This window comes from Streptomyces sp. NBC_00328 (genome assembly GCF_036139655.1).
Classification (GTDB): domain Bacteria; phylum Actinomycetota; class Actinomycetes; order Streptomycetales; family Streptomycetaceae; genus Streptomyces.
On the sequence record NZ_CP108013.1, the window covers coordinates 3,395,703 to 3,413,803 of the forward strand.

An 18,101-nucleotide genomic window follows, 5' to 3' on the forward strand; every position below is an offset into this window, starting at 1 on the left:
AACAAGTTTCAGACTTGATCGTTCACGGAGCACTGAATCTACCGGCAGGTAGCGCCGCTGTGAGCGGTGGATCAGGTGATTCACGCCACGACGGGCGGCGGGATCAGCTGGTCCACCCGGTGGTGTCACCCCCTGGCGGGCCGGCTCGTCGCTCCCTCTCGCTGATGTCACGGAACGGACCCATGCCTGCGGAAGCCAAGGCGGACTCGAAGAACGCGCGACCGGCGCCGGGGGGCGGCACGCCCGCCGTGCCTTCCGGTGCCGCGCACACCCGGCCGCACTCCCTGTCGCATCCCGCCTCCGCGCCGCTCACCGAGCGGCAGGAGGCGCGCCGCCGCCGGATCCTGCACGCGAGCGCGCAGCTCGCCAGCCGGGGCGGCTTCGACGCCGTGCAGATGCGCGAGGTCGCGGAGTCGTCCCAGGTCGCTCTCGGCACCCTGTACCGCTACTTCCCCTCGAAGGTGCATCTGCTGGTCGCCACGATGCAGGACCAGCTGGAGCACATGCACGGGACGCTGCGCAAGAAGCCGCCGGCCGGGGACACGGCCGCGGAGCGGGTGGCGGAGACACTGATGCGGGCGTTCCGCGCGCTCCAGCGCGAGCCGCATCTGGCCGACGCGATGGTCCGCGCGCTCACGTTCGCGGACCGCAGTGTCAGCCCCGAGGTCGACCAGGTCTCGCGGCAGACCACGGTGATCGTCCTGGACGCGATGGGCCTCGCCGACCCGACGCCGGCCCAGCTCTCCGCCGTCCGCGTCATCGAGCACACCTGGCACTCGGCCCTGATCACCTGGCTCTCCGGCCGTGCCTCGATCGCCCAGGTCAAGATAGACATCGAGACGGTCTGCCGTCTGATCGACCTGACCGACCCGAACGGCCGGTAGCCCCTCCGGGACGACCGGGACGACCGGGAAGACCGGGACGCCCTGGCCGGCCGGGAGGACCGGAAGGCCCGGGACACCCCGGCCGGCCGAAGCGGTCACGACAGGCCCTATTCCTCGGGCGGGAACACGGGCTCGCCGCCGGCCAGAAGCGAGATCATGACGGCCTCGACCGGGCAGCCCTCGGCCGCTTCGAGGATCTTCTCGTTGGCGTCGGTCTCCGGCTCGACGGGATGGGACTGCATGCCGGCGTCGAGGCGGAAGGCGTCCGGGGCGAGGTGGACGCACTGGGCCGAGCCGATGCAGACGGAACGGTCGACCTCGACCTGCCAGCGGTCGCCCATCCTCAGGCCTCCCAGCCGGCCGGCAGGTGGATCATCTTGTGTTCCAGGAACTCGCCGTACCCCTCGGGCCCGAACTCCCGCCCCAGGCCCGAGTTCTTGTAGCCGCCGAAGGGGCCCAGCATGTCGAGGCTGAAGGTGTTGACCGAGTAGGTGCCGGTACGGACCTGGCGGGCGATGTCGATGCCATGGGCGACGTCCGCCGTCCAGACGCTGCCGCTCAGCCCGTAGTCGGAGTCGTTGGCGATCTTCACCGCCTCGGCCTCGTCGCCGTAGGGGAGCAGACAGATCACCGGGCCGAAGATCTCCTCCCGGGCGATGCGCATGGTGTTGTCGACGTCCCCGAACAGGGTCGGCTCGACGTACCAGCCGCGGTCCAGCCCCTGCGGGCGTCCGCCGCCGGCCAGGATCTTGGCGCCCTCCTCCTGTCCGATGCGGATGTAGTCGAGGCTGCGCCGCCGCTGCCGCTCGGCGACCAGCGGTCCGACCTGGGTGGCAGGGTCGAGCGGATCACCGACGACCAGCGCGTTCGCCGCCGTGGCGAAGGCGTCCGCGAACTCGTCGTAGCGCGAGCGGGGCACGAGGATGCGGGTCTGGGCCACGCAGGCCTGGCCGTTGTTCATCCAGGCAGCCGAGACGATCCCGGGGACGGAGGTGCCGAGGTCCGCGTCGGGCAGCACCACGGCCGCCGACTTGCCGCCCAACTCCAGTGTCACGCGGGTGAGATGGCGGGCGGCGACCTCCATCACCCGCTTGCCGGCCGCGACCGAGCCGGTGAAGGAGACCTTGTCGACGCCGGGGTGTCCGACCAGGTACTCGCTGACCTCGCGGTCGGCCGGGAGGATCGACAGCACCCCTTCGGGCAGCCCGGCCTCCTTCGCGATCTCGCCGAGCAGATAGGCGTCCAGGGGCGATTCGGGGGACGGCTTCAGTACGACCGTGCAGCCGGTCAGCAGGGCGGGCGCGAGTTTGGCCGCCGCCACGAACTGGGGGACGTTCCACGGGACCACGGCCGCCACCACGCCCACCGGCTCACGGCGGACGAGGATCCGGCCGAGGACTCCGTCGCGGGTCTCCTCGTACGTGTAGCCGCGCGCGACCGTGATCGCCGTGTCCCACACCATCATCGCGCCGAGGGCCTGCGCGAGGACGCTCCAGGAGTAGGGGGAGCCGTTCTCCGAGGAGATGACGCGGGCGATCTCCTCGTGCCGTACGGCGATGGCGTCCTTGATCCGGGTCACGACGGCGATCCGCTCGTCGAGGCTCATGCGCGGCCAGGGTCCCTCGTCGAACGCCAGGCGCGCCGCGGCGACGGCGCGGTCGACGTCCGCGGCGGAGGCGTGCGGCACCCGGCCGATGACCTCCTCGGTGTGCGGCGAGATCACCTCGATGACGTCCTTGCCGAGCGGGTCGGTCAACTCCCCGCCGATGAACAGCTGTCCGTGTTCCACGAGCTCGGTCATGGCCGACTGCCTCCCAAGGGCGCTCTCCGGCACCATGTCTGACGGTGCATCAGATACGAGAACTGATACCAGTTCCCGCCACATGAGTCCACGGCACGGACACCGCCGTCCGCCCGGACGGAACAGTCGGCTCGGGCTCCCATTGGAACCCGTTCTAGTTATAGTGGCGGGAATCGGCGATGGGTGGAAGCGCATGACGCAGGTGACCGATCACGGCGGGGGCGTACGGTCCATCAGCGTCCCCATCCCGGACAACCCCCTCGGCCACACTCTGGTGTACCTGGTCGACACCGACGCGGGGCCCGTGCTCGTCGACACCGGCTGGGACGACCCGGCCTCCTGGGACACGCTCGTCGAGGGGATCACCGGCTGCGGGACCTCGGTCGCGGAGATCCACGGCGTGGTCATCACCCACCACCACCCCGACCACCACGGCCTGTCGGGCCGGGTCCGGGAGGCGTCCGGTGCCTGGATCGCGATGCACGCCGCCGACGCGGCGATCGTCCGGCGCACCCGGGAGACCCGGCCCGAGGGCTGGTTCGCCTACATGGCCGCCAAACTGGAGGCCTCCGGAGCCCCGGAGGAACATGTCGCCCCGCTCCGCGAGGCACCCCGCTCGCTCCGCCGCCCCAGCACCCTGCCCGGCTTCTCCCCCGCGCTGCCCGACCGCGAGATCGTCCCCGGCGAACTCCTGCCCCTGCCCGGCCGCCGGCTGCGCGCCGTCTGGACCCCCGGCCACACACCCGGGCACGTATGCCTCCACCTGGAGGAGGCCCACCCGGACCGGCTGCCCGGCAACGGACGCCTGTTCTCCGGCGACCACCTGCTGCCGAGGATCACCCCGCACATCGGTCTCTACGAGGACCCGGACACCCACGGGCGCCCTCCCTACGCGAACGGGATCGAGGGCCTCGGGGAGATCGCCGACCCGCTCGGCGACTACCTCGACTCCCTGGAGCGCGTCGGACGCCTCGCCCCCGCCGAGGTGCTCCCGGCCCACCAGCACGTGTTCACCGACGCCCCGTCCCGGGTCGCGGAGCTGCTCGCGCACCACGAGGAGCGGCTGACCGGCCTGCTCGCGCTGCTCTCCGTACCGCTCACGCCCTGGCAGCTCGCCGAACGCATGGAGTGGAACCGCCCCTGGGCCGACATCCCCTACGGATCACGGAACATCGCGGTCTCCGAGGCCGAGGCCCACATCCGCCGACTGGTGAAGCTGGGCCGGGCGGAAGCGGTGACGGGCAGCGACCCGGTGACCTACACGGCGGTGTGACACAGCCCCACCCACCGATCACCCGGCCCGGTCGAACCCACACCCGCCGAGCCTCCAGCCCGACCGAGCCCCACGCACTCCGATCACCCGGCCAGGCGTCACCCGCGCCCAGCCGATCGCCCAGCCCAGCAACTCCCGCGCCCAGCCGATCGCCCAGCCCAGCAACTCCCACGCCCAGCCGGTCGCCCAGCCCAGCAACTCCCGCGCCCAGCCGGTCGCTCAGCCCAGCAGCTCCCGTATCAACGCGTCCGCCTCACCCAGGAGTCCGGCCTCACGCGTGCTCATCGTCGGGTCGGCCGCCCTGCGCGATCCCGCCTCCTCGAGCCCCTCCTCCGTCACCTGGTCCTCGTTGCCGTCGAGCAGCGCCTCCAGCGTCTCCTCGGCCACGTCCCCGATCGCCTCGCCGCCGACGGCGACCTGGGCGAGGATCACGGCGGACATGGCCCAGTCGAGACCGGGTGCCCCCTCCTCCGCGTTGGACCAGTCGATGACCTTCGGCCCGTCCGGGGTGAGCATCACGTTGTCGGGGTGCAGATCCAGGTGCAGCACACGGACGGCGGGGTCGGCGGAGAGCCGCGCGGGCACGATGTGCAGCTTGCGCAGCAGCCGGGCCAGGGTGAGGCCCGCCTCCTGGGCGGAGAGCAGACCCTGGCCGAAGGCCTCCAGCATGGTCGGCCCGGACAGCCGCTCCATCACCAGGTCCCCGCCGGTCGCGGCCCGCACCCCCGGCACCGGATAACCGTGCGCGTGCACGTGCTGCATCACCGCCGCCTCGGCCGTCGCATCTCCCCAGCCCTCGCGGTCCCGCCGCAGCACCCACGCCTCGTCGATCTCGTAGACATCCGCCGAACGCCCCGAGCCGAGCAGTCTCCCCGTTCGCATGACCCGAACCTAGCGGATGTCGCCCAGGTCACTCCGGGCCCGTGCCCCAGGCAACACCCGGCGGAATCCGGGCGGCCGGTAGAGTGTGCGCGTCGTCATCACACCCTTACGAGGAGAAGCCGGTGCGAATCCGGCGCTGACCCGCAACCGTGATCCACTTCGGTGGTGAGCCGGATCGCCTCGCACGGGACGTGACCGGCTCGTGCCCTCGGCAGCCCGCCGACGGCCGGCATCGTCGAGGGATACGGAGCCGGAGCCGCCCGGATACCTCAGCGTGCCCGGTGCTGCCCGGCTCCCCGCAGGGAGAGTCATGTTTGTTCGCCGCACCGCAGCGGTACTGGCCGCCACCGCCGTCATCGGGGCGGTCGTCGCACCGGCCGCCTCCGCCGACTCCTCCCCGTCGCCGTCGCCCTCGGTGGCGCTGCCCTCGGGCCTGTTCGGCGCCGGCGACCCGACCTACGACGGCGTGTGGCGCCAGTCGCTCGCGCTGCTCGCCCAGCACACCGTCGGTGTGCGGCCCGCCGAGAAGGCCGTGGACTGGCTGACCGGCCAGCAGTGCGCGAACGGTGCCTTCGCCGCGTACCGCGCCGACGCGAGTGCCGCGTGCGACGCCAAGACGCAGGTCGACACCAACAGCACCGCGGCCGCCGTCCAGGCCCTCGCCGCACTCGGCGGCCACGACGACGCCACCGGCAAGGCCACGACCTGGCTCACGTCCGCGCAGAACAAGGACGGCGGCTGGGGCTACATGGCCGGCGGACCCAGCGACACCAACTCGACGTCCGTCGTGATCGGCGCGCTGAAGGCGGTCGGCAAGAAGCCCGCGAGCGTCTCCAAGGACGGCAAGTCCCCCTTCGACGCCCTGCTGAAGCTGTCGACGACCTGCGACAGCGAGGGAGACGGCGCCTTCGCCTACCAGCCCGACAAGAAGGGCAAGCTGGCGGCGAACGCGGACGCCACCGCGGCGGGCGTGACGGCCGGCATGGGCCAGGGCTTCGTGGCGGCGACCGGCTACGCGTTCGACCTCACGGGTTGCCACACCCTCGACACTCCCGACATCGCGACCGCGGCGGGGAACGGCGCCGGCTATCTCGCCAAGGCGCTGGCGAAGACCTCGTACCTGAAGTCCGCGCTCCCCGGTGCCAAGGACCAGCCCGACTACGGCAACACGGCGGACGCGGTCGTGGCCCTGTCGGCCATCGGTGCGACGAAGCCCGCGCAGAAGCCGCTCGCCTGGCTGGAGAAGAACTCCGCGGACTGGGCGGCCAAGTCCGGTCCCGCCGCGTACGCGCAGCTGATCTTCGCCGCGCACGCCACCGGCACCGACCCGCGCGACTTCGGCGGCAAGGACCTCGTGGCACAGCTCAACGCCACGGGCCCGGCGCCGGCCGCGGCGGGTGCCTCGGCGAGCCCGAGCGAGAAGAAGAACGACGAGAAGAAGGACGACGGCAACGGGCTCGGCGTCTGGTGGATCGTCGGCGTCGGCCTGGTCGCGGGCATCGGCATCGGCTTCCTGATCAGCGGCCGCAACAAGAAGCGCCAGCTGTGACCGCCCGTCGGACGACCGCGCCCCTTCTGGCCCTGGCGCTGGCTCTCCTGCTCCTCGTCCTCGGCGGCGCGGGGCAGGCCGGAGCCGTCGGCTACCGCTACTGGTCCTTCTGGGACCTGACCGGCGGGAAGTGGACCTACGCCACCCAGGGTCCGTCGACCGCGCGGCCGTCCGACGGCGACGTCCAGGGCTTCCGCTTCGCGGTGAGCGAGGACTCCCAGCACGCCGTACAGCCGCGCGGGGAGCGGGAGTTCGCCGCGATATGCGCCAAGACGCCCGCCCTGCACGGCAAGAAGCGGGTGGCCCTGGTCATCGACCCGGGTACCGCCGCCGACGCGCCGTCCGGCGAGCGGCCGCCGTCCGCGCGTACCGCCTGCGCCCAGGTCGCCCCCGACGCGAGCACCGCGGAGGCCCTGGCCGCGGTCGCGGGCCCCCTGCGCTACGACACCAACGCCCTGCTGTGCGCCATCACGGGTTATCCGCGGACGGGCTGCGGCGACCCGGTCGCGGCGGGCGGACCCACCGCGTCCGCCCGCCCTCACACCTCCGCACCGGCCCGGCAGGGCCCTTCGGTGGGCCTGCTGGCGGGAGCGGCCGCGGTGGCCGTGCTGGGCGCGGCGGCCGTCTGGCAGGCCCGTCGGCGCAGGGGCTAGGCGCAGGTCATGACCAAGTCCGACCGCCCCACCGCCTCCACGGGCGACCGCCCCACGGCGCGACGGGGCTCCGCCCCGCCCGAACGGGACCGGGAACCCCGGGTGTCGGGCCCCCGGCGCCCGGACCCGGACGAGACGACGCCCCCGCCGAGCACCGACCCGGCGGGTGCGTCGCCCACCTCCCGCCCCCGCCCCCGCGCTCTCCCCCTCTCCCTCTCCCTCCGTCGCAGCCGTACGAGCGGTACGAGCGGTTCGCGTACCGTCTCCGTGGCGAAGCGGGCCGACGCCCTGCACCCCGGGGCCTGGTGGATCTGGGCGCTGGGGCTCGGTACGGCGGCCTCCCGCACCACGAATCCGCTTCTGCTCGCGCTGCTCATGGCGGTGGCGGGGTTCGTGGTGGCCACTCACCGCACCGACGCCCCCTGGGCCCGCTCCTACACCGCGTTCGTGAAACTGGCGGCGGCCGTCCTCGTCATCCGCCTGGCCTTCGCCGTCTTCCTCGGCTCCCCGATCCCCGGCACGCACGTGATCGTCACCCTCCCCGAGATCCCCCTCCCGCACTGGGCACAGGGGGTGCGCGTCGGTGGCCGGGTCACCGCCGAGGGCCTGCTCTTCGCGCTCTACGACGGCCTGAAGCTGGCCGCCCTCCTCGTCTGCGTCGGCGCGGCCAACGCCCTCGCCAACCCGGCACGGCTGCTCAAGTCGCTGCCGGGCGCGCTGTACGAGGCGGGCGTCGCGGTGGTCGTCGCGCTCACCTTCGCGCCGCATCTGATCGCCGACGTCCAGCGGCTGCGCGCCGCGCGCCGGCTCCGCGGCCGTCCCGACCGGGGGCTGCGTGGCCTCCTGCACGTCGGACTCCCCGTCCTGGAGGGCGCGCTGGAGCGTTCGGTCGCGCTGGCCGCGGCGATGGACGCGCGCGGGTACGGGCGCACGGCGCAGGTCCCGGCCGCCGTCCGCCGGACCACCGCGACCCTCACCCTGGGCGGGCTGCTCGGCGTCTGCGCCGGCACCTACGGACTGCTGACCGCGGCGGGCGACAGCTACGGCCTGCCGGTCCTGCTGGCCGGGCTCGGCGCGGCGCTCGGCGGCCTGTGGCTGGGCGGCCGCCGTACACCGCGGACGCGGTACCGGCCCGACCTCTGGGGCGTCCGGGCCTGGCTGGTCGCCGGGTCGGGCGTGGCGGTCGCGGCCCTGATGATCGTGGCCGCGTCGAGCGACCCCGCCGCGCTGCGCCCCGGCGTCGTCCCCCTGGTCTCCCCCACCCTCCCGCTCCGGCCGGCGGCGGTCGTCCTGCTCGGCCTGCTCCCCGCCTTCGCGGCCCCGGCCGCCCGGCGAACCCCTGCCCCCGAGGAGTCTTCGTGATCCGCTTCGAGGATGTCTCCGTGACGTACGCCGGCGCGGCCGAACCCTCCGTCCGGGGAGTGGACTTCGAGGTGCCGGAGGGCGAACTGGTCCTGCTCGTCGGCCCGTCCGGGGTCGGCAAGTCGACGGTGCTGGGCGCGGTGAGCGGACTGGTCCCGCACTTCACGGGCGGAACGCTGCGCGGCCGGGTCACCGTCGCGGGGCGGGACACCCGTACCCACAAGCCGCGCGAACTCGCGGACGTGGTCGGCACCGTGGGCCAGGACCCGCTGTCCCACTTCGTGACGGACACGGTGGAGGACGAACTCGCCTACGGCATGGAGTCACTGGGCCTGGCACCGGCCGTGATGCGCCGCCGTGTCGAGGAGACCCTCGACCTCCTCTCGCTGGCCGACCTGCGCGACCGCCCGATCGCCACCCTGTCCGGCGGCCAGCAGCAGCGGGTCGCGATCGGTTCGGTGCTCACCCCGCACCCGCGGGTCCTGGTCCTCGACGAACCCACCTCGGCCCTGGACCCCGGCGCCGCCGAGGAGGTCCTCGCCGTCCTCCAGCGCCTGGTCCACGACCTCGGCACCACGGTCCTGATGGCCGAGCACCGCCTGGAACGCGTCGTCCAGTACGCCGACCGGCTCGCCCTCCTGCCCGCGCCGGGAGCGCCGCTGACGCTCGGCACCCCGTCCGAGATCATGGCCGTCTCCCCGGTCTGCCCGCCGGTGGTGGACCTCGGCCGCCTGGCCGGCTGGTCCCCGCTCCCCCTGACCGTGCGCGACGCGCGACGCGGGGCGGGAGCACTGCGCGAGCGCCTCACCACCACCGCTCCGGCTCCGGCCGGACCCGCCGCTCCCCTCGGCCCGCCCCTGCCCCTTCCCGAGGCACCGGAACGCCCGGCCGCCTCCCCTTCCCCGCTCTCCCGTCTCCTCCGCGGTCGCGGCCGCGGCCCCGCCGCCGCCCCGTCGTCGTCGCAGGCGGCCGTCGTCGCGTCGCTGGCCGTCCGGCGCGGGCGCGTCGAGGCTCTGCGCCGGGTCGATCTGACGGCGGGGCCGGGCGAGACCATCGCGCTGATGGGCCGCAACGGCGCCGGGAAGTCGACGCTGCTCGCAGCGCTGGTCGGGCTCGTCGAGCCGACCGCCGGTTCCGTACGGGTCGGCGGTGCGGCGCCGCATCGCCTGGCGCCGCGTGACCTCGTACGGCGGGTGGGACTCGTACCGCAGGAGCCGCGGGATCTGCTGTACGCGGACACGGTGGCCGCCGAGTGCGCCGCGGCCGACGAGGACGCCGGGGCCTCCGCCGGAACCTGCCGGTCGCTGGTGTCCGAACTGCTGCCGGACATCGCGGACGGCACCCACCCCCGTGATCTCTCCGAGGGGCAGCGGCTGGCACTGGCGCTGGCCGTCGTCCTGACGGCCCGCCCCCCACTGCTGCTCCTGGACGAGCCGACCCGCGGCCTCGACTACGCGGCCAAGGCCCGGCTGGTCAAGGTGCTGCGCGGACTGGCCGCCGAGGGGCACGCCATCGTGCTGGCCACCCACGACGTGGAACTCGCCGCCGAACTCGCCGACCGTGTGGTGATCCTCGCGGACGGCGAGGTCGTCGCCGACGGTCCCACCGCCGAGGTGGTCGTCGCGTCCCCGTCCTTCGCCCCGCAGGTCGCCAAGATCCTGGCCCCCGCGCCATGGCTCACCGTCGCCCAGGTCAGAAGGGCCCTCGCATGACCACCGCCGACGCGTCCGCCGCCCGCCCGCAGCCCCAGGCCCAGCCTCAACCCCAGGCCCGAGCCGTGCGCCTCGGCCCGCGTTCCGTCGCCGCCCTGGCCCTGGTCAGCGCGACCGGGGCCGCCGGGTTCGCCTGGCCGCTCTTCGCGGGTCCCGGCTCACAGGTCAGCGCACACGCCCAGGACGCGCCCTGGCTGTTCGCCGGGCTCCTCGTCCTGCTGGTCGCGGTGGTCGCGGCGACGATCTCCGAGTCGGGCCTCGGCCCGAAGGCGGTCGCCATGCTCGGCGTGCTGGCCGCGACCGGCGCCGCGCTGCGCCCGATCGGGGCAGGGACCGCCGGCATCGAGCCGATGTTCTTCCTGATGGTGCTGAGCGGGCGGGTGCTCGGGCCTGGTTTCGGCTATGTGCTCGGGTCCGTGACCATGTTCGCGTCGGCGCTGCTGACCGGCGGGGTGGGGCCCTGGATGCCCTTCCAGATGCTGGCCATGGGCTGGTTCACGATGGGGGCCGGGCTCCTGCCGGGGGCGGACCGGCTGCGCGGCCGCGCGGAGCTCCTGATGCTCGCCGGATACGGCTTCCTCGCCGCCTTCGCGTACGGCACCGTCATGAATCTGGCCGGCTGGCCCTTCATGGACGCGCTGGCCTCGAACATCGCCTTCGACCCGCACGCCGCCGTCCCCGCCAACCTCGCCCGCTTCCTCGCCTACTGCCTGGCCACCTCCCTCGGCTGGGACCTGGGGCGGGCGGTCGTCACCGTCGTCCTGACCCTGACGATCGGCACGACCCTCCTGAAGGCGCTGCGCCGGGCCACGCGGCGGGCGGCCTTCGAGAGCCCGGTCACGTTCGAACCCCGCTGATCCGCGACCCACGTCACATCACCCCGCAGCACCGCGTGGCCCGCCCCGTACCGTCCGTCAGCCACGGGGTGAAGCGGCCCACAGGGCCCACGTCACATACGAAGCGGCTTCGTAGATCAACGGGCGTGGCATGCACGCGTCGTCATGCCCTCTGACCTGGGGATTGAGAGCCCCGTCACACAGTGGACCTTCACCCCGGATGCGACCACAACTAGTAAAAAGGGTCATTGCGGACGGGCTCGGATCCTGTTTGTCTTGTGGACGTCGCCAGGCACCACGAGCCCCCACGGGCCGCGGCGCCGACGTACGCCGCTCCTTCCACACACCACGTGGTCACGACGTACGAGCGACTCCATGTCCCCGAGGAAACAGGTTCTCCGTGTCCGTCTCCGTCATCCGCCGCATCGTTTCTTCCCCGAAGAAGGCCCTCGCCGGTACCGCCGTGGCCGCCGCCACCGCCGGTATGGTCCTGGCCGCGGCGCCCGCCCAGGCCGCCACGCCGACCAGCGCCTCCGCCGCGAAGTCGATCGCCCACTCGATGATTCCGGACGCCGGTCAGTTCAACGCCTTCAGCAAGATCGTCGAGCACGAGAGTGGCTGGAACATCAACGCCACGAACTCCTCGTCCGGTGCGTACGGCCTGGTCCAGGCCCTGCCCGGTTCGAAGATGGCCTCCGCCGGCTCCGACTGGAAGACCAACCCCAAGACCCAGATCAAGTGGGGCCTGGACTACATGAACTCCCGCTACGGCAGCCCGGCCGGCGCCTGGAGCTTCTGGCAGGCCAACGGCTGGTACTGATCAGCCCCCAGCACACACAGGCGGCACCCCGTTTCCCGGGGCTGCCGCCTTTGTCGTACCCCGCTTCTCCTCCCGAGCCCCGGCCCCCGGCAAAGCCACAAGCGACTCTCGCCCCCTCCGCCCCACCCCGGGGCTCCGCCCCAGACCCCGCTCCTCAAACACCGGAGGGGCTGGGGGCTGAAATTTCCCAGACCCACGACGCACCCGCAGACGGGACCCGACGCGAGGGGCCGTGCCGGTACATCGATGCCCGTCGCCACCGACGCCCACCCCTCACCCAACGGCGACGGGCTGAGCACCGGCACGGCCCCGACCCACCCACCGGCAGAACCCGGAACCCGGCCCGGGCCCCGTGGTGGACTGACCCCCATGACCACCCGGACGGACAAGCCCCACGACCCTGAGTCACGAGGCCTCCGCCTCGTGCCCGCGCTGCTGTCGCTGACCGTGGTCAGCGGACTCATCGACGCGGTGAGCTACCTGGGCCTGGGCCACGTCTTCACGGCGAACATGACCGGCAACGTGGTGGTGCTCGGCTTCGCCGCGGCCGGAGCACCCGGCTTCTCCGTGGCGCACACCCTCACCTCGCTGTGCTGCTTCGTGGCGGGCGCCGCGACCGGCGGACGAACCGCGGTGCGGATGAGCGACGGCTCACGCCGCACCTGGGCCCGCACCGCGTTCGCCGCCGAAGCCGTCCTGACGCTCGCCTGCGCGGCGGCGGCCTTCGCCGCCCCGGGCGCCACCGCCACCACCTACACCGTGATCGCCGTCACCGCCTTCGCGATGGGCCTGCGCAACGCGACGGTACGCAGGCTCGGCATCGCCGACCTCACGACCACCGTCCTGACGATGACCCTCACGGGCCTGGCCGCCGACTCCCGCCTCGGCGGCGGCGCGGGCCACCACTCCCCGCGCCGGACCGCCTCCGTGCTGGCGATGGCCGCAGGCGCCCTGCTAGGCGCGTGGCTCGTCCTGAACCACGGCCTCGCCCTCCCCCTGCTGATCGCCGCGCTCGTCCCGGCGGCACTGGCCGTGACGACCTCCGGCAGGGAGTGAACCCACCAGAGCCGAGCCGAATCGAGCGGAGCCGGGTCGAATCGAGCGGAGCCAAGCCAAGTCGAAGCAAGGCAAGCCCAGCCACAGCCCCTCACAGCCGCTGAATGATCGTCCCGGTCGCCAGCCCCCCACCCGCACACATCGTGATCAGCGCGAACTCCTTGTCCGCACGCTCCAGTTCATGCAGCGCCGTGGTGATGAGCCGGGCCCCCGTGGCCCCCACGGGATGCCCGAGCGCGATCCCGCCCCCGTTCACGTTCACCTTCTCCAGGTCCTGTTCGAAGACCTGCGCCCAGCTCAACACCACGGACGCGAAGGCCTCGTTGATCTCGACCAGGTCGATGTCCCTCAGGGACATCCCGGCCTTGCCGAGCACGGCCCGGGTGGCGTCGATCGGACCGTCCAGATGGAAGTGCGGGTCCGAACCCACCAGCGCCTGGGCCACGATCCGCGCCCGCGGCCGCAGCTTCAGCGCCCGCGCCATCCGCTTGGACGCCCACAGGATGGCCGCCGAACCGTCCGATATCTGGGAGGAGTTGCCGGCGGTGTGAACGGCGGTCGGCATCACGGGCTTCAGCTTCGCCAGCGCCTCCATGGACGTGTCGCGCAGCCCCTCGTCCCGGTCGACGAGCCGCCACATGCCCTGCCCCGCCCGCTGTTCGTCCTCGGTGGTGGGCACCTGCACGGCGAACGTCTCGCGCTTGAAGCGCTCCTCGGCCCAGGCCACAGCGGCCCGTTCCTGCGAGATGAGCCCGAGGGAGTCGACGTTCTCGCGGGTCAGTCCGCGGTGGCGCGCGATCCGTTCGGCCGCCTCGAACTGGTTCGGCAGATCGACGTTCCACTCGTCGGGGAACGGCTTGCCTGGCCCGTGCTTGGACCCCGAACCCAGCGGCACCCGCGACATCGCCTCGACACCGCAGCTGATCCCGACGTCGATGACGCCCGCCGCGATCATGTTGGCGACCATGTGGGAGGCCTGCTGCGAGGACCCGCACTGGCAGTCGACCGTCGTCGCCGCCGTCTCGTAGGGCAGTCCCACCGTCAGCCAGGCGGTGCGCGCGGGGTTCATCGACTGCTCGCCGGCGTGGGTCACCGTGCCGCCGACGATCTGCTCGACGCAGTCGGCGGGAATGCCGGTGCGGCCGAGGAGTTCACGGTAGGTCTCGCCCAGGAGATAGGCGGGGTGCAGATTGGCGAGCGCGCCACCGCGCTTGCCGATGGGCGTCCGTACGGCTTCGACGATCACGGGTTCCGCGGCCATGGGGGCTCGTCCTCTCCTCAGGCCTGCCCGACGGTCAGGCCCAGCTGACCCGCGCAGCGCGGGGCGTCCCGGCCCACCCACCGCGCAGAACTAGAACGCGTACCAGTTCTGCGTGCAGTTTGCTGAGCGAACCCCCCGCGCCGCAAGGGTCGTGCAGCTCCCGAAGTCGTGATCTGTACGAATCCCGCACGCAATTGGGAGGCCCGCGCCTCTTGCGACTTGTAGAACCCGTTACTACCTTCACGGCGATTCCATGTTCCTGATGACCCGTCAGAATCACGTGCGAGAAAGAGCCTGGAGTTGCCGATGTCCTGTCCAGCGCTGCCCGACGGGTTCGATTTCACCGACCCCGACGTACTCCACCACCGCGTGCCCCTCCCGGAGTTCGCCGAGCTGCGCCGGGCCGAGCCGGTCCACTGGATCCCGCAACAGCCCGGCGTCGCCGGCTTCGAGGACGACGGCTACTGGGCCGTCACCCGGCACTCGGACGTCAAGTACGTCTCGACGCACCCCGAACTGTTCTCCTCGTTCCTCAACACCGCCGTCATCCGCTTCAACGAGCACATCCAGCGCGAGCAGATCGAGGTCCAGCGGCTCATCATGCTGAACATGGACCCGCCCGAGCACACCCGGGTCCGTCAGATCGTGCAGCGCGGCTTCACTCCGCGCGCCATCCGCTCGCTGGAGGACGCGCTGCGCGCCCGCGCCGGTTCGATCGTCGCGAACGCGCTCGCGCAGGCCGCCCCCGACGGCTCCTTCGACTTCGTCACCCAGGTCGCCTGCGAGCTCCCGCTCCAGGCGATAGCCGAGCTCATCGGCGTCCCGCAGGAGGACCGCGTCAAGATCTTCGACTGGTCCAACAAGATGGTGGCGTACGACGATCCGGAGTACGCGATCACCGAGGAGATCGGCGCCGAGTCGGCCACCGAACTCATCTCGTACGCGATGAACATGGCGGCGGACCGCAAGCAGTGCCCCGCCAAGGACATCGTCAGCACGCTGGTGGCGGCGGAGGACCAGGGGAACCTCGCCACCGACGAATTCGGCTTCTTCGTCCTGCTGCTGGCGGTCGCCGGCAACGAGACGACCCGCAACGCCATCACCCACGGGATGCACGCCCTGCTCACCCACCCCGACCAGTGGGACCTGTACAAGAGGGAACGGCCGAAGACCACCGCCGAGGAGATCGTCCGCTGGGCGACCCCCGTCGTCGCCTTCCAGCGCACCGCCACCCAGGACAACGAACTGGGCGGGCAGCGGATCAGGAAGGGCGACCGCGTCGGCATCTTCTACTCCTCCGCCAACAACGACCCCGAGGTGTTCGAGAACCCCGAGGTCTTCGACATCACCCGTGACCCCAACCCGCACCTCGGCTTCGGCGGCGGCGGTCCGCACTTCTGCCTCGGCAGGTCCCTGGCCACGCTGGAGATCGACCTGATCTTCAACGCGATCGCCGACGCGATGCCGCGTCTGCGGCTGGCGGGCGATCCCCGCCGCCTCCGCTCCGCCTGGCTGAACGGGGTCAAGGAACTCCAGGTCCGTCACGCGTAGCGGGCGCCGCACGCTCGGGCCGACGTCCTCCCGGCGCCGTCGGCCCGTCCCGAGGGAGGCAGGGGCACCCCCGCCCGCCTCTGCCTCCCCCGAGACCCACACCCCTCACCCCTCACCCCTCACCACACACGACGCACCCGCACCCGCACCCGCACCCGCACGCACCTCGGCGCACACCGACCCCGCCGCCCCCTCCCCGGACACGGCACCGGATCAGCCCAGGCACGTGACCGGATCAGCCCTGTGTCCGGCCTGCCCGGCCCACCGCACGGACCGGCGGTTCCACACCCGCCTCGGCCGGTTCCCCGGGCGTCCGGGACCGCGGGCCGGTGAGGAGATACGTCAGCCCGAAGCCCGTGGCGACCACCGCCGCGCCGCCGCCTGCGTCCAGGACCCAGTGATTTCCGGTCGCCACGATCGAGGAGAGCGTCAGCAGCGGGTGCAGCAGGCCCAGCGCCTTCATCCACCACCGGGGCGCCAGCACCGCGATGACGACCCCGCACCACAGGGACCAGCCGAAGTGCAGCGAGGGCATCGCCGCGTACTGGTTGGTCAGCTCGGTCAGCGTGCCGTAGTCGGGCCTGGAGAAGTCCTGCACGCCGTGCACGGTGTCGATCACGCCGAGGCCCGGCATCAGGCGCGGCGGGGCGAGCGGGTAGAGCCAGAAGCCGACGAGCGCGAGGAGGGTGGCGAAGCCGAGGGCGGAGCGGGCCCAGCGGTGGTCGGCCGGGCGGCAGACGTAGAGCACGGCGAGGATGGTGAGCGGGACACCGAAGTGGAACGACTGGTAGTAGAAGTCGAAGAAATCCCTCAGGAAGGGGACCTGGACCACCGAGTGGTTGACCCAGTGCTCGACATCCAGGTGCAGGAACCGCTCGACGGCGAGGATCTGCTCGCCGTGATGCTCGGCGGCGGCCCTGCCGCCGGAGTTGGTGCCACCCGTCGCGGCCAGCCTGACCTGCTGGTAGGCGGAGTACCCGACGCGGATCAGGAGAAGTTCGAGCAGCAGGTTCGTACGGTTGAGGACCCGGCCCGACGGCAGCAGCGGAACCCGCCTCCACCGGGTGGGGACGGGCGCCGCGTGCTCGGCGGGGACCGGGGCGCGGTAGCACGCGGACGTACGGGACAGGAACGGTACGACGGTGGCGGCGGCCAGCGCGGCGATCAGCACGACGTTGTCGCGCAGCGGCTGGAGCACCGGCATGTCCGGCAGCATCATCCGGGCGGGCAGCGTCATGACCAGAATGACCGCGACGGGCCACACATAGCGGTCCGAGGCCTTCCGGCCGACCCGGCCGACGAGCGCGAGCAGCACCCACAGCACCTGGTGCTGCCAGGTGGTGGGCGAGACGGCGACGGCGACGCAGCCGGTCACCGCGACGGCGAGCAGCAGCTGCCCGTCACGGGCGTAGCGCACCGCGCGGCGGAGTCCGACGACGGCGACGGCCGCGCCGAGCGCCAGGAAGAGACCGACCTCCAGCGGTCCGGTGAGACCGAGCCGGAGCAGCGCGCCGTGCAGGGACTGGTTGGCGAGGTCGTCGGCGTCCTTGCCGAGGCCGACGCCCGCCAGGTGGTGCACCCAGTACGTGTTCGAGTCGTGCGGCATCGCGGCCCAGGCGAGCGCGGTGAGGGCGGCGAACGTGGCCCCGGTGGAGGCGGCGGCGCGGCGGCGGCCGGTGAACCAGAGAAGCGGCGTGAAGAGCAGCACGGTCGGCTGGAGGGCCGCCGCGAGCCCGATGAGGACCCCGCAGACGCGTTCCCCGCGGACGACGAAGCAGCCGAGCAGGACGAGCAGCACCGGGATGATGCTGGTCTGGCCGAGGTAGAGCGCGTTGCGTACGGGGAGCGACAGCATCAGCAGGCTGACGGCCACGGGTGCGGCGAGCAGTGACGTACGCCGGCCCACGGGCGGCGGCAGGGCGCGGGCGGCCACCAGGCCGAGCGCCACGACGAGCAGCAGGGTGCCGAAGGTCCAGCCCCAGCCGAGGGCCTGTTCGGCCGACCGGGTGAGAGGTTTGAGGACGAGGCCGCCGAGCGGGGTGCCGGTGAACCGTGTCGAGTCGTACAGCGAGCCCTTCACGTGCAGTACGCCGTTCGGGCCGACCCAGGTCTCCAGATCCGTCAGCCGGTCCGCCTTGGGGGTGCCGAGGACGGCGGCGACCTGTCGGACGGCCAGTATCGCGGCGACGGCCCAGAGCCCGACGCGAAGGGCGCGCAGCCGTGCTCGCACCGTCTCCGGCGCTCCCACGAGGCTCTCGCCCGGTCGTCCGCCGTGCTCCACGTTCGCCACGCCTTGTCGACCCTCCTGACCCATTGACCGGTCCGTGTCTCACAGATCCCTTATGTCAACCCATATCAGGACCTCGCGTGTCGCGGCCACCCTCACCGGAAGGCGCGGGAGCCCTCGATCGGCCCGGCGGCTTCTCCACTTTGTCCGAATGTCGACGGTCGGCGAAGGGGC

Annotated in this window: 15 protein-coding genes; 10 read left to right on the plus strand and 5 right to left on the minus strand. The window is 72.5% G+C overall.

Annotation, left to right across the window (positions count from 1 at the left end; genetic code table 11):
* The first annotated feature begins 182 nt into the window (after positions 1–182).
* On the plus strand, positions 183–884 hold the full coding sequence (locus OG485_RS14885; protein WP_328668795.1) for a TetR family transcriptional regulator: 702 nt from the start codon (positions 183–185) through the stop codon (positions 882–884).
* A 107-nt stretch (positions 885–991) separates the two neighbouring features.
* On the opposite strand, the gene OG485_RS14890 is transcribed toward OG485_RS14885, so the two are convergent.
* Positions 992–1,225 carry a ferredoxin gene (locus tag OG485_RS14890; protein ID WP_326788086.1) on the minus strand — a complete coding sequence of 78 codons (234 nt, stop codon included), beginning with the start codon at positions 1,223–1,225 and terminating at the stop codon, positions 992–994.
* Positions 1,226–1,227: 2 nt separating this feature from the next.
* Complete coding sequence (locus OG485_RS14895) at positions 1,228–2,685, minus strand: aldehyde dehydrogenase (protein ID WP_328668796.1); 1,458 nt, start codon at positions 2,683–2,685, stop codon at positions 1,228–1,230.
* A gap of 193 nt (positions 2,686–2,878) precedes the next feature.
* On the opposite strand from OG485_RS14895, the gene OG485_RS14900 reads away from it, so the two are divergent.
* Complete coding sequence (locus OG485_RS14900; RefSeq protein ID WP_328668797.1) at positions 2,879–3,958, plus strand: MBL fold metallo-hydrolase; 1,080 nt, start codon at positions 2,879–2,881, stop codon at positions 3,956–3,958.
* A 219-nt stretch (positions 3,959–4,177) separates the two neighbouring features.
* Here OG485_RS14900 and OG485_RS14905 read toward each other — a convergent pair whose 3' ends face one another.
* Positions 4,178–4,840 carry a phosphotransferase gene (locus OG485_RS14905; RefSeq protein WP_328668798.1) on the minus strand — a complete coding sequence of 221 codons (663 nt, stop codon included), beginning with the start codon at positions 4,838–4,840 and terminating at the stop codon, positions 4,178–4,180.
* A 310-nt stretch (positions 4,841–5,150) separates the two neighbouring features.
* On the opposite strand from OG485_RS14905, the gene OG485_RS14910 reads away from it, so the two are divergent.
* The 7 genes from OG485_RS14910 to OG485_RS14940 all read left to right on the plus strand — a co-directional run bounded on the left by OG485_RS14910 (position 5,151) and on the right by OG485_RS14940 (position 12,828).
* Positions 5,151–6,389 carry a prenyltransferase/squalene oxidase repeat-containing protein gene (locus tag OG485_RS14910; RefSeq protein WP_328668799.1) on the plus strand — a complete coding sequence of 413 codons (1,239 nt, stop codon included), beginning with the start codon at positions 5,151–5,153 and terminating at the stop codon, positions 6,387–6,389.
* Positions 6,386–7,042: an SCO2322 family protein gene (locus OG485_RS14915; protein ID WP_328668800.1), complete on the plus strand. Its 657-nt coding sequence runs from the start codon at positions 6,386–6,388 to the stop codon at positions 7,040–7,042. The genes OG485_RS14910 and OG485_RS14915 overlap by 4 nt, the downstream gene beginning before the upstream one ends.
* Before the next feature lie 9 nt (positions 7,043–7,051).
* On the plus strand, positions 7,052–8,404 hold the full coding sequence (locus tag OG485_RS14920; RefSeq protein ID WP_328668801.1) for an energy-coupling factor transporter transmembrane component T: 1,353 nt from the start codon (positions 7,052–7,054) through the stop codon (positions 8,402–8,404).
* Positions 8,401–10,116, plus strand: a complete 1,716-nt coding sequence (locus OG485_RS14925; protein ID WP_328668802.1) for an ABC transporter ATP-binding protein — start codon at positions 8,401–8,403, stop codon at positions 10,114–10,116. The genes OG485_RS14920 and OG485_RS14925 overlap by 4 nt, the downstream gene beginning before the upstream one ends.
* Positions 10,113–10,973, plus strand: a complete 861-nt coding sequence (locus OG485_RS14930; protein WP_328668803.1) for an ECF transporter S component — start codon at positions 10,113–10,115, stop codon at positions 10,971–10,973. Before OG485_RS14925 ends, OG485_RS14930 begins: the two co-directional genes overlap by 4 nt.
* Before the next feature lie 379 nt (positions 10,974–11,352).
* Entirely contained in the window at positions 11,353–11,772 is a 420-nt protein-coding gene (locus OG485_RS14935) for a transglycosylase SLT domain-containing protein (RefSeq protein ID WP_328668804.1), read from the plus strand.
* A gap of 369 nt (positions 11,773–12,141) precedes the next feature.
* Positions 12,142–12,828 carry a YoaK family protein gene (locus tag OG485_RS14940; RefSeq protein ID WP_328668805.1) on the plus strand — a complete coding sequence of 229 codons (687 nt, stop codon included), beginning with the start codon at positions 12,142–12,144 and terminating at the stop codon, positions 12,826–12,828.
* A 91-nt stretch (positions 12,829–12,919) separates the two neighbouring features.
* On the opposite strand, the gene OG485_RS14945 is transcribed toward OG485_RS14940, so the two are convergent.
* Positions 12,920–14,089, minus strand: a complete 1,170-nt coding sequence (locus OG485_RS14945; RefSeq protein WP_328668806.1) for a steroid 3-ketoacyl-CoA thiolase — start codon at positions 14,087–14,089, stop codon at positions 12,920–12,922.
* Between the two features lie 306 nt (positions 14,090–14,395).
* Here OG485_RS14945 and OG485_RS14950 point away from each other — a divergent pair, with 306 nt between their 5' ends.
* On the plus strand, positions 14,396–15,640 hold the full coding sequence (locus OG485_RS14950) for a cytochrome P450 (protein ID WP_328668807.1): 1,245 nt from the start codon (positions 14,396–14,398) through the stop codon (positions 15,638–15,640).
* 235 nt (positions 15,641–15,875) lie between these two features.
* On the opposite strand, the gene OG485_RS14955 is transcribed toward OG485_RS14950, so the two are convergent.
* Positions 15,876–17,930: a bifunctional glycosyltransferase 87/phosphatase PAP2 family protein gene (locus tag OG485_RS14955; protein WP_328668808.1), complete on the minus strand. Its 2,055-nt coding sequence runs from the start codon at positions 17,928–17,930 to the stop codon at positions 15,876–15,878.
* Positions 17,931–18,101: the final 171 nt, after the last annotated feature.

Bases quoted from the DNA above. Each gene is read 5' to 3' on its own strand.
- OG485_RS14885 (WP_328668795.1), top strand. From the start codon at position 183: ATGCCTGCGGAAGCCAAGGCGGACTCGAAGAACGCGCGACCGGCGCCG.
- OG485_RS14890 (WP_326788086.1), bottom strand. From the start codon at position 1,225: ATGGGCGACCGCTGGCAGGTCGAGGTCGACCGTTCCGTCTGCATCGGC.
- OG485_RS14895 (WP_328668796.1), bottom strand. From the start codon at position 2,685: ATGACCGAGCTCGTGGAACACGGACAGCTGTTCATCGGCGGGGAGTTG.
- OG485_RS14900 (WP_328668797.1), top strand. From the start codon at position 2,879: ATGACGCAGGTGACCGATCACGGCGGGGGCGTACGGTCCATCAGCGTC.
- OG485_RS14905 (WP_328668798.1), bottom strand. From the start codon at position 4,840: ATGCGAACGGGGAGACTGCTCGGCTCGGGGCGTTCGGCGGATGTCTAC.
- OG485_RS14910 (WP_328668799.1), top strand. From the start codon at position 5,151: ATGTTTGTTCGCCGCACCGCAGCGGTACTGGCCGCCACCGCCGTCATC.
- OG485_RS14920 (WP_328668801.1), top strand. From the start codon at position 7,052: ATGACCAAGTCCGACCGCCCCACCGCCTCCACGGGCGACCGCCCCACG.
- OG485_RS14930 (WP_328668803.1), top strand. From the start codon at position 10,113: ATGACCACCGCCGACGCGTCCGCCGCCCGCCCGCAGCCCCAGGCCCAG.
- OG485_RS14940 (WP_328668805.1), top strand. From the start codon at position 12,142: ATGACCACCCGGACGGACAAGCCCCACGACCCTGAGTCACGAGGCCTC.
- OG485_RS14945 (WP_328668806.1), bottom strand. From the start codon at position 14,089: ATGGCCGCGGAACCCGTGATCGTCGAAGCCGTACGGACGCCCATCGGC.
- OG485_RS14950 (WP_328668807.1), top strand. From the start codon at position 14,396: ATGTCCTGTCCAGCGCTGCCCGACGGGTTCGATTTCACCGACCCCGAC.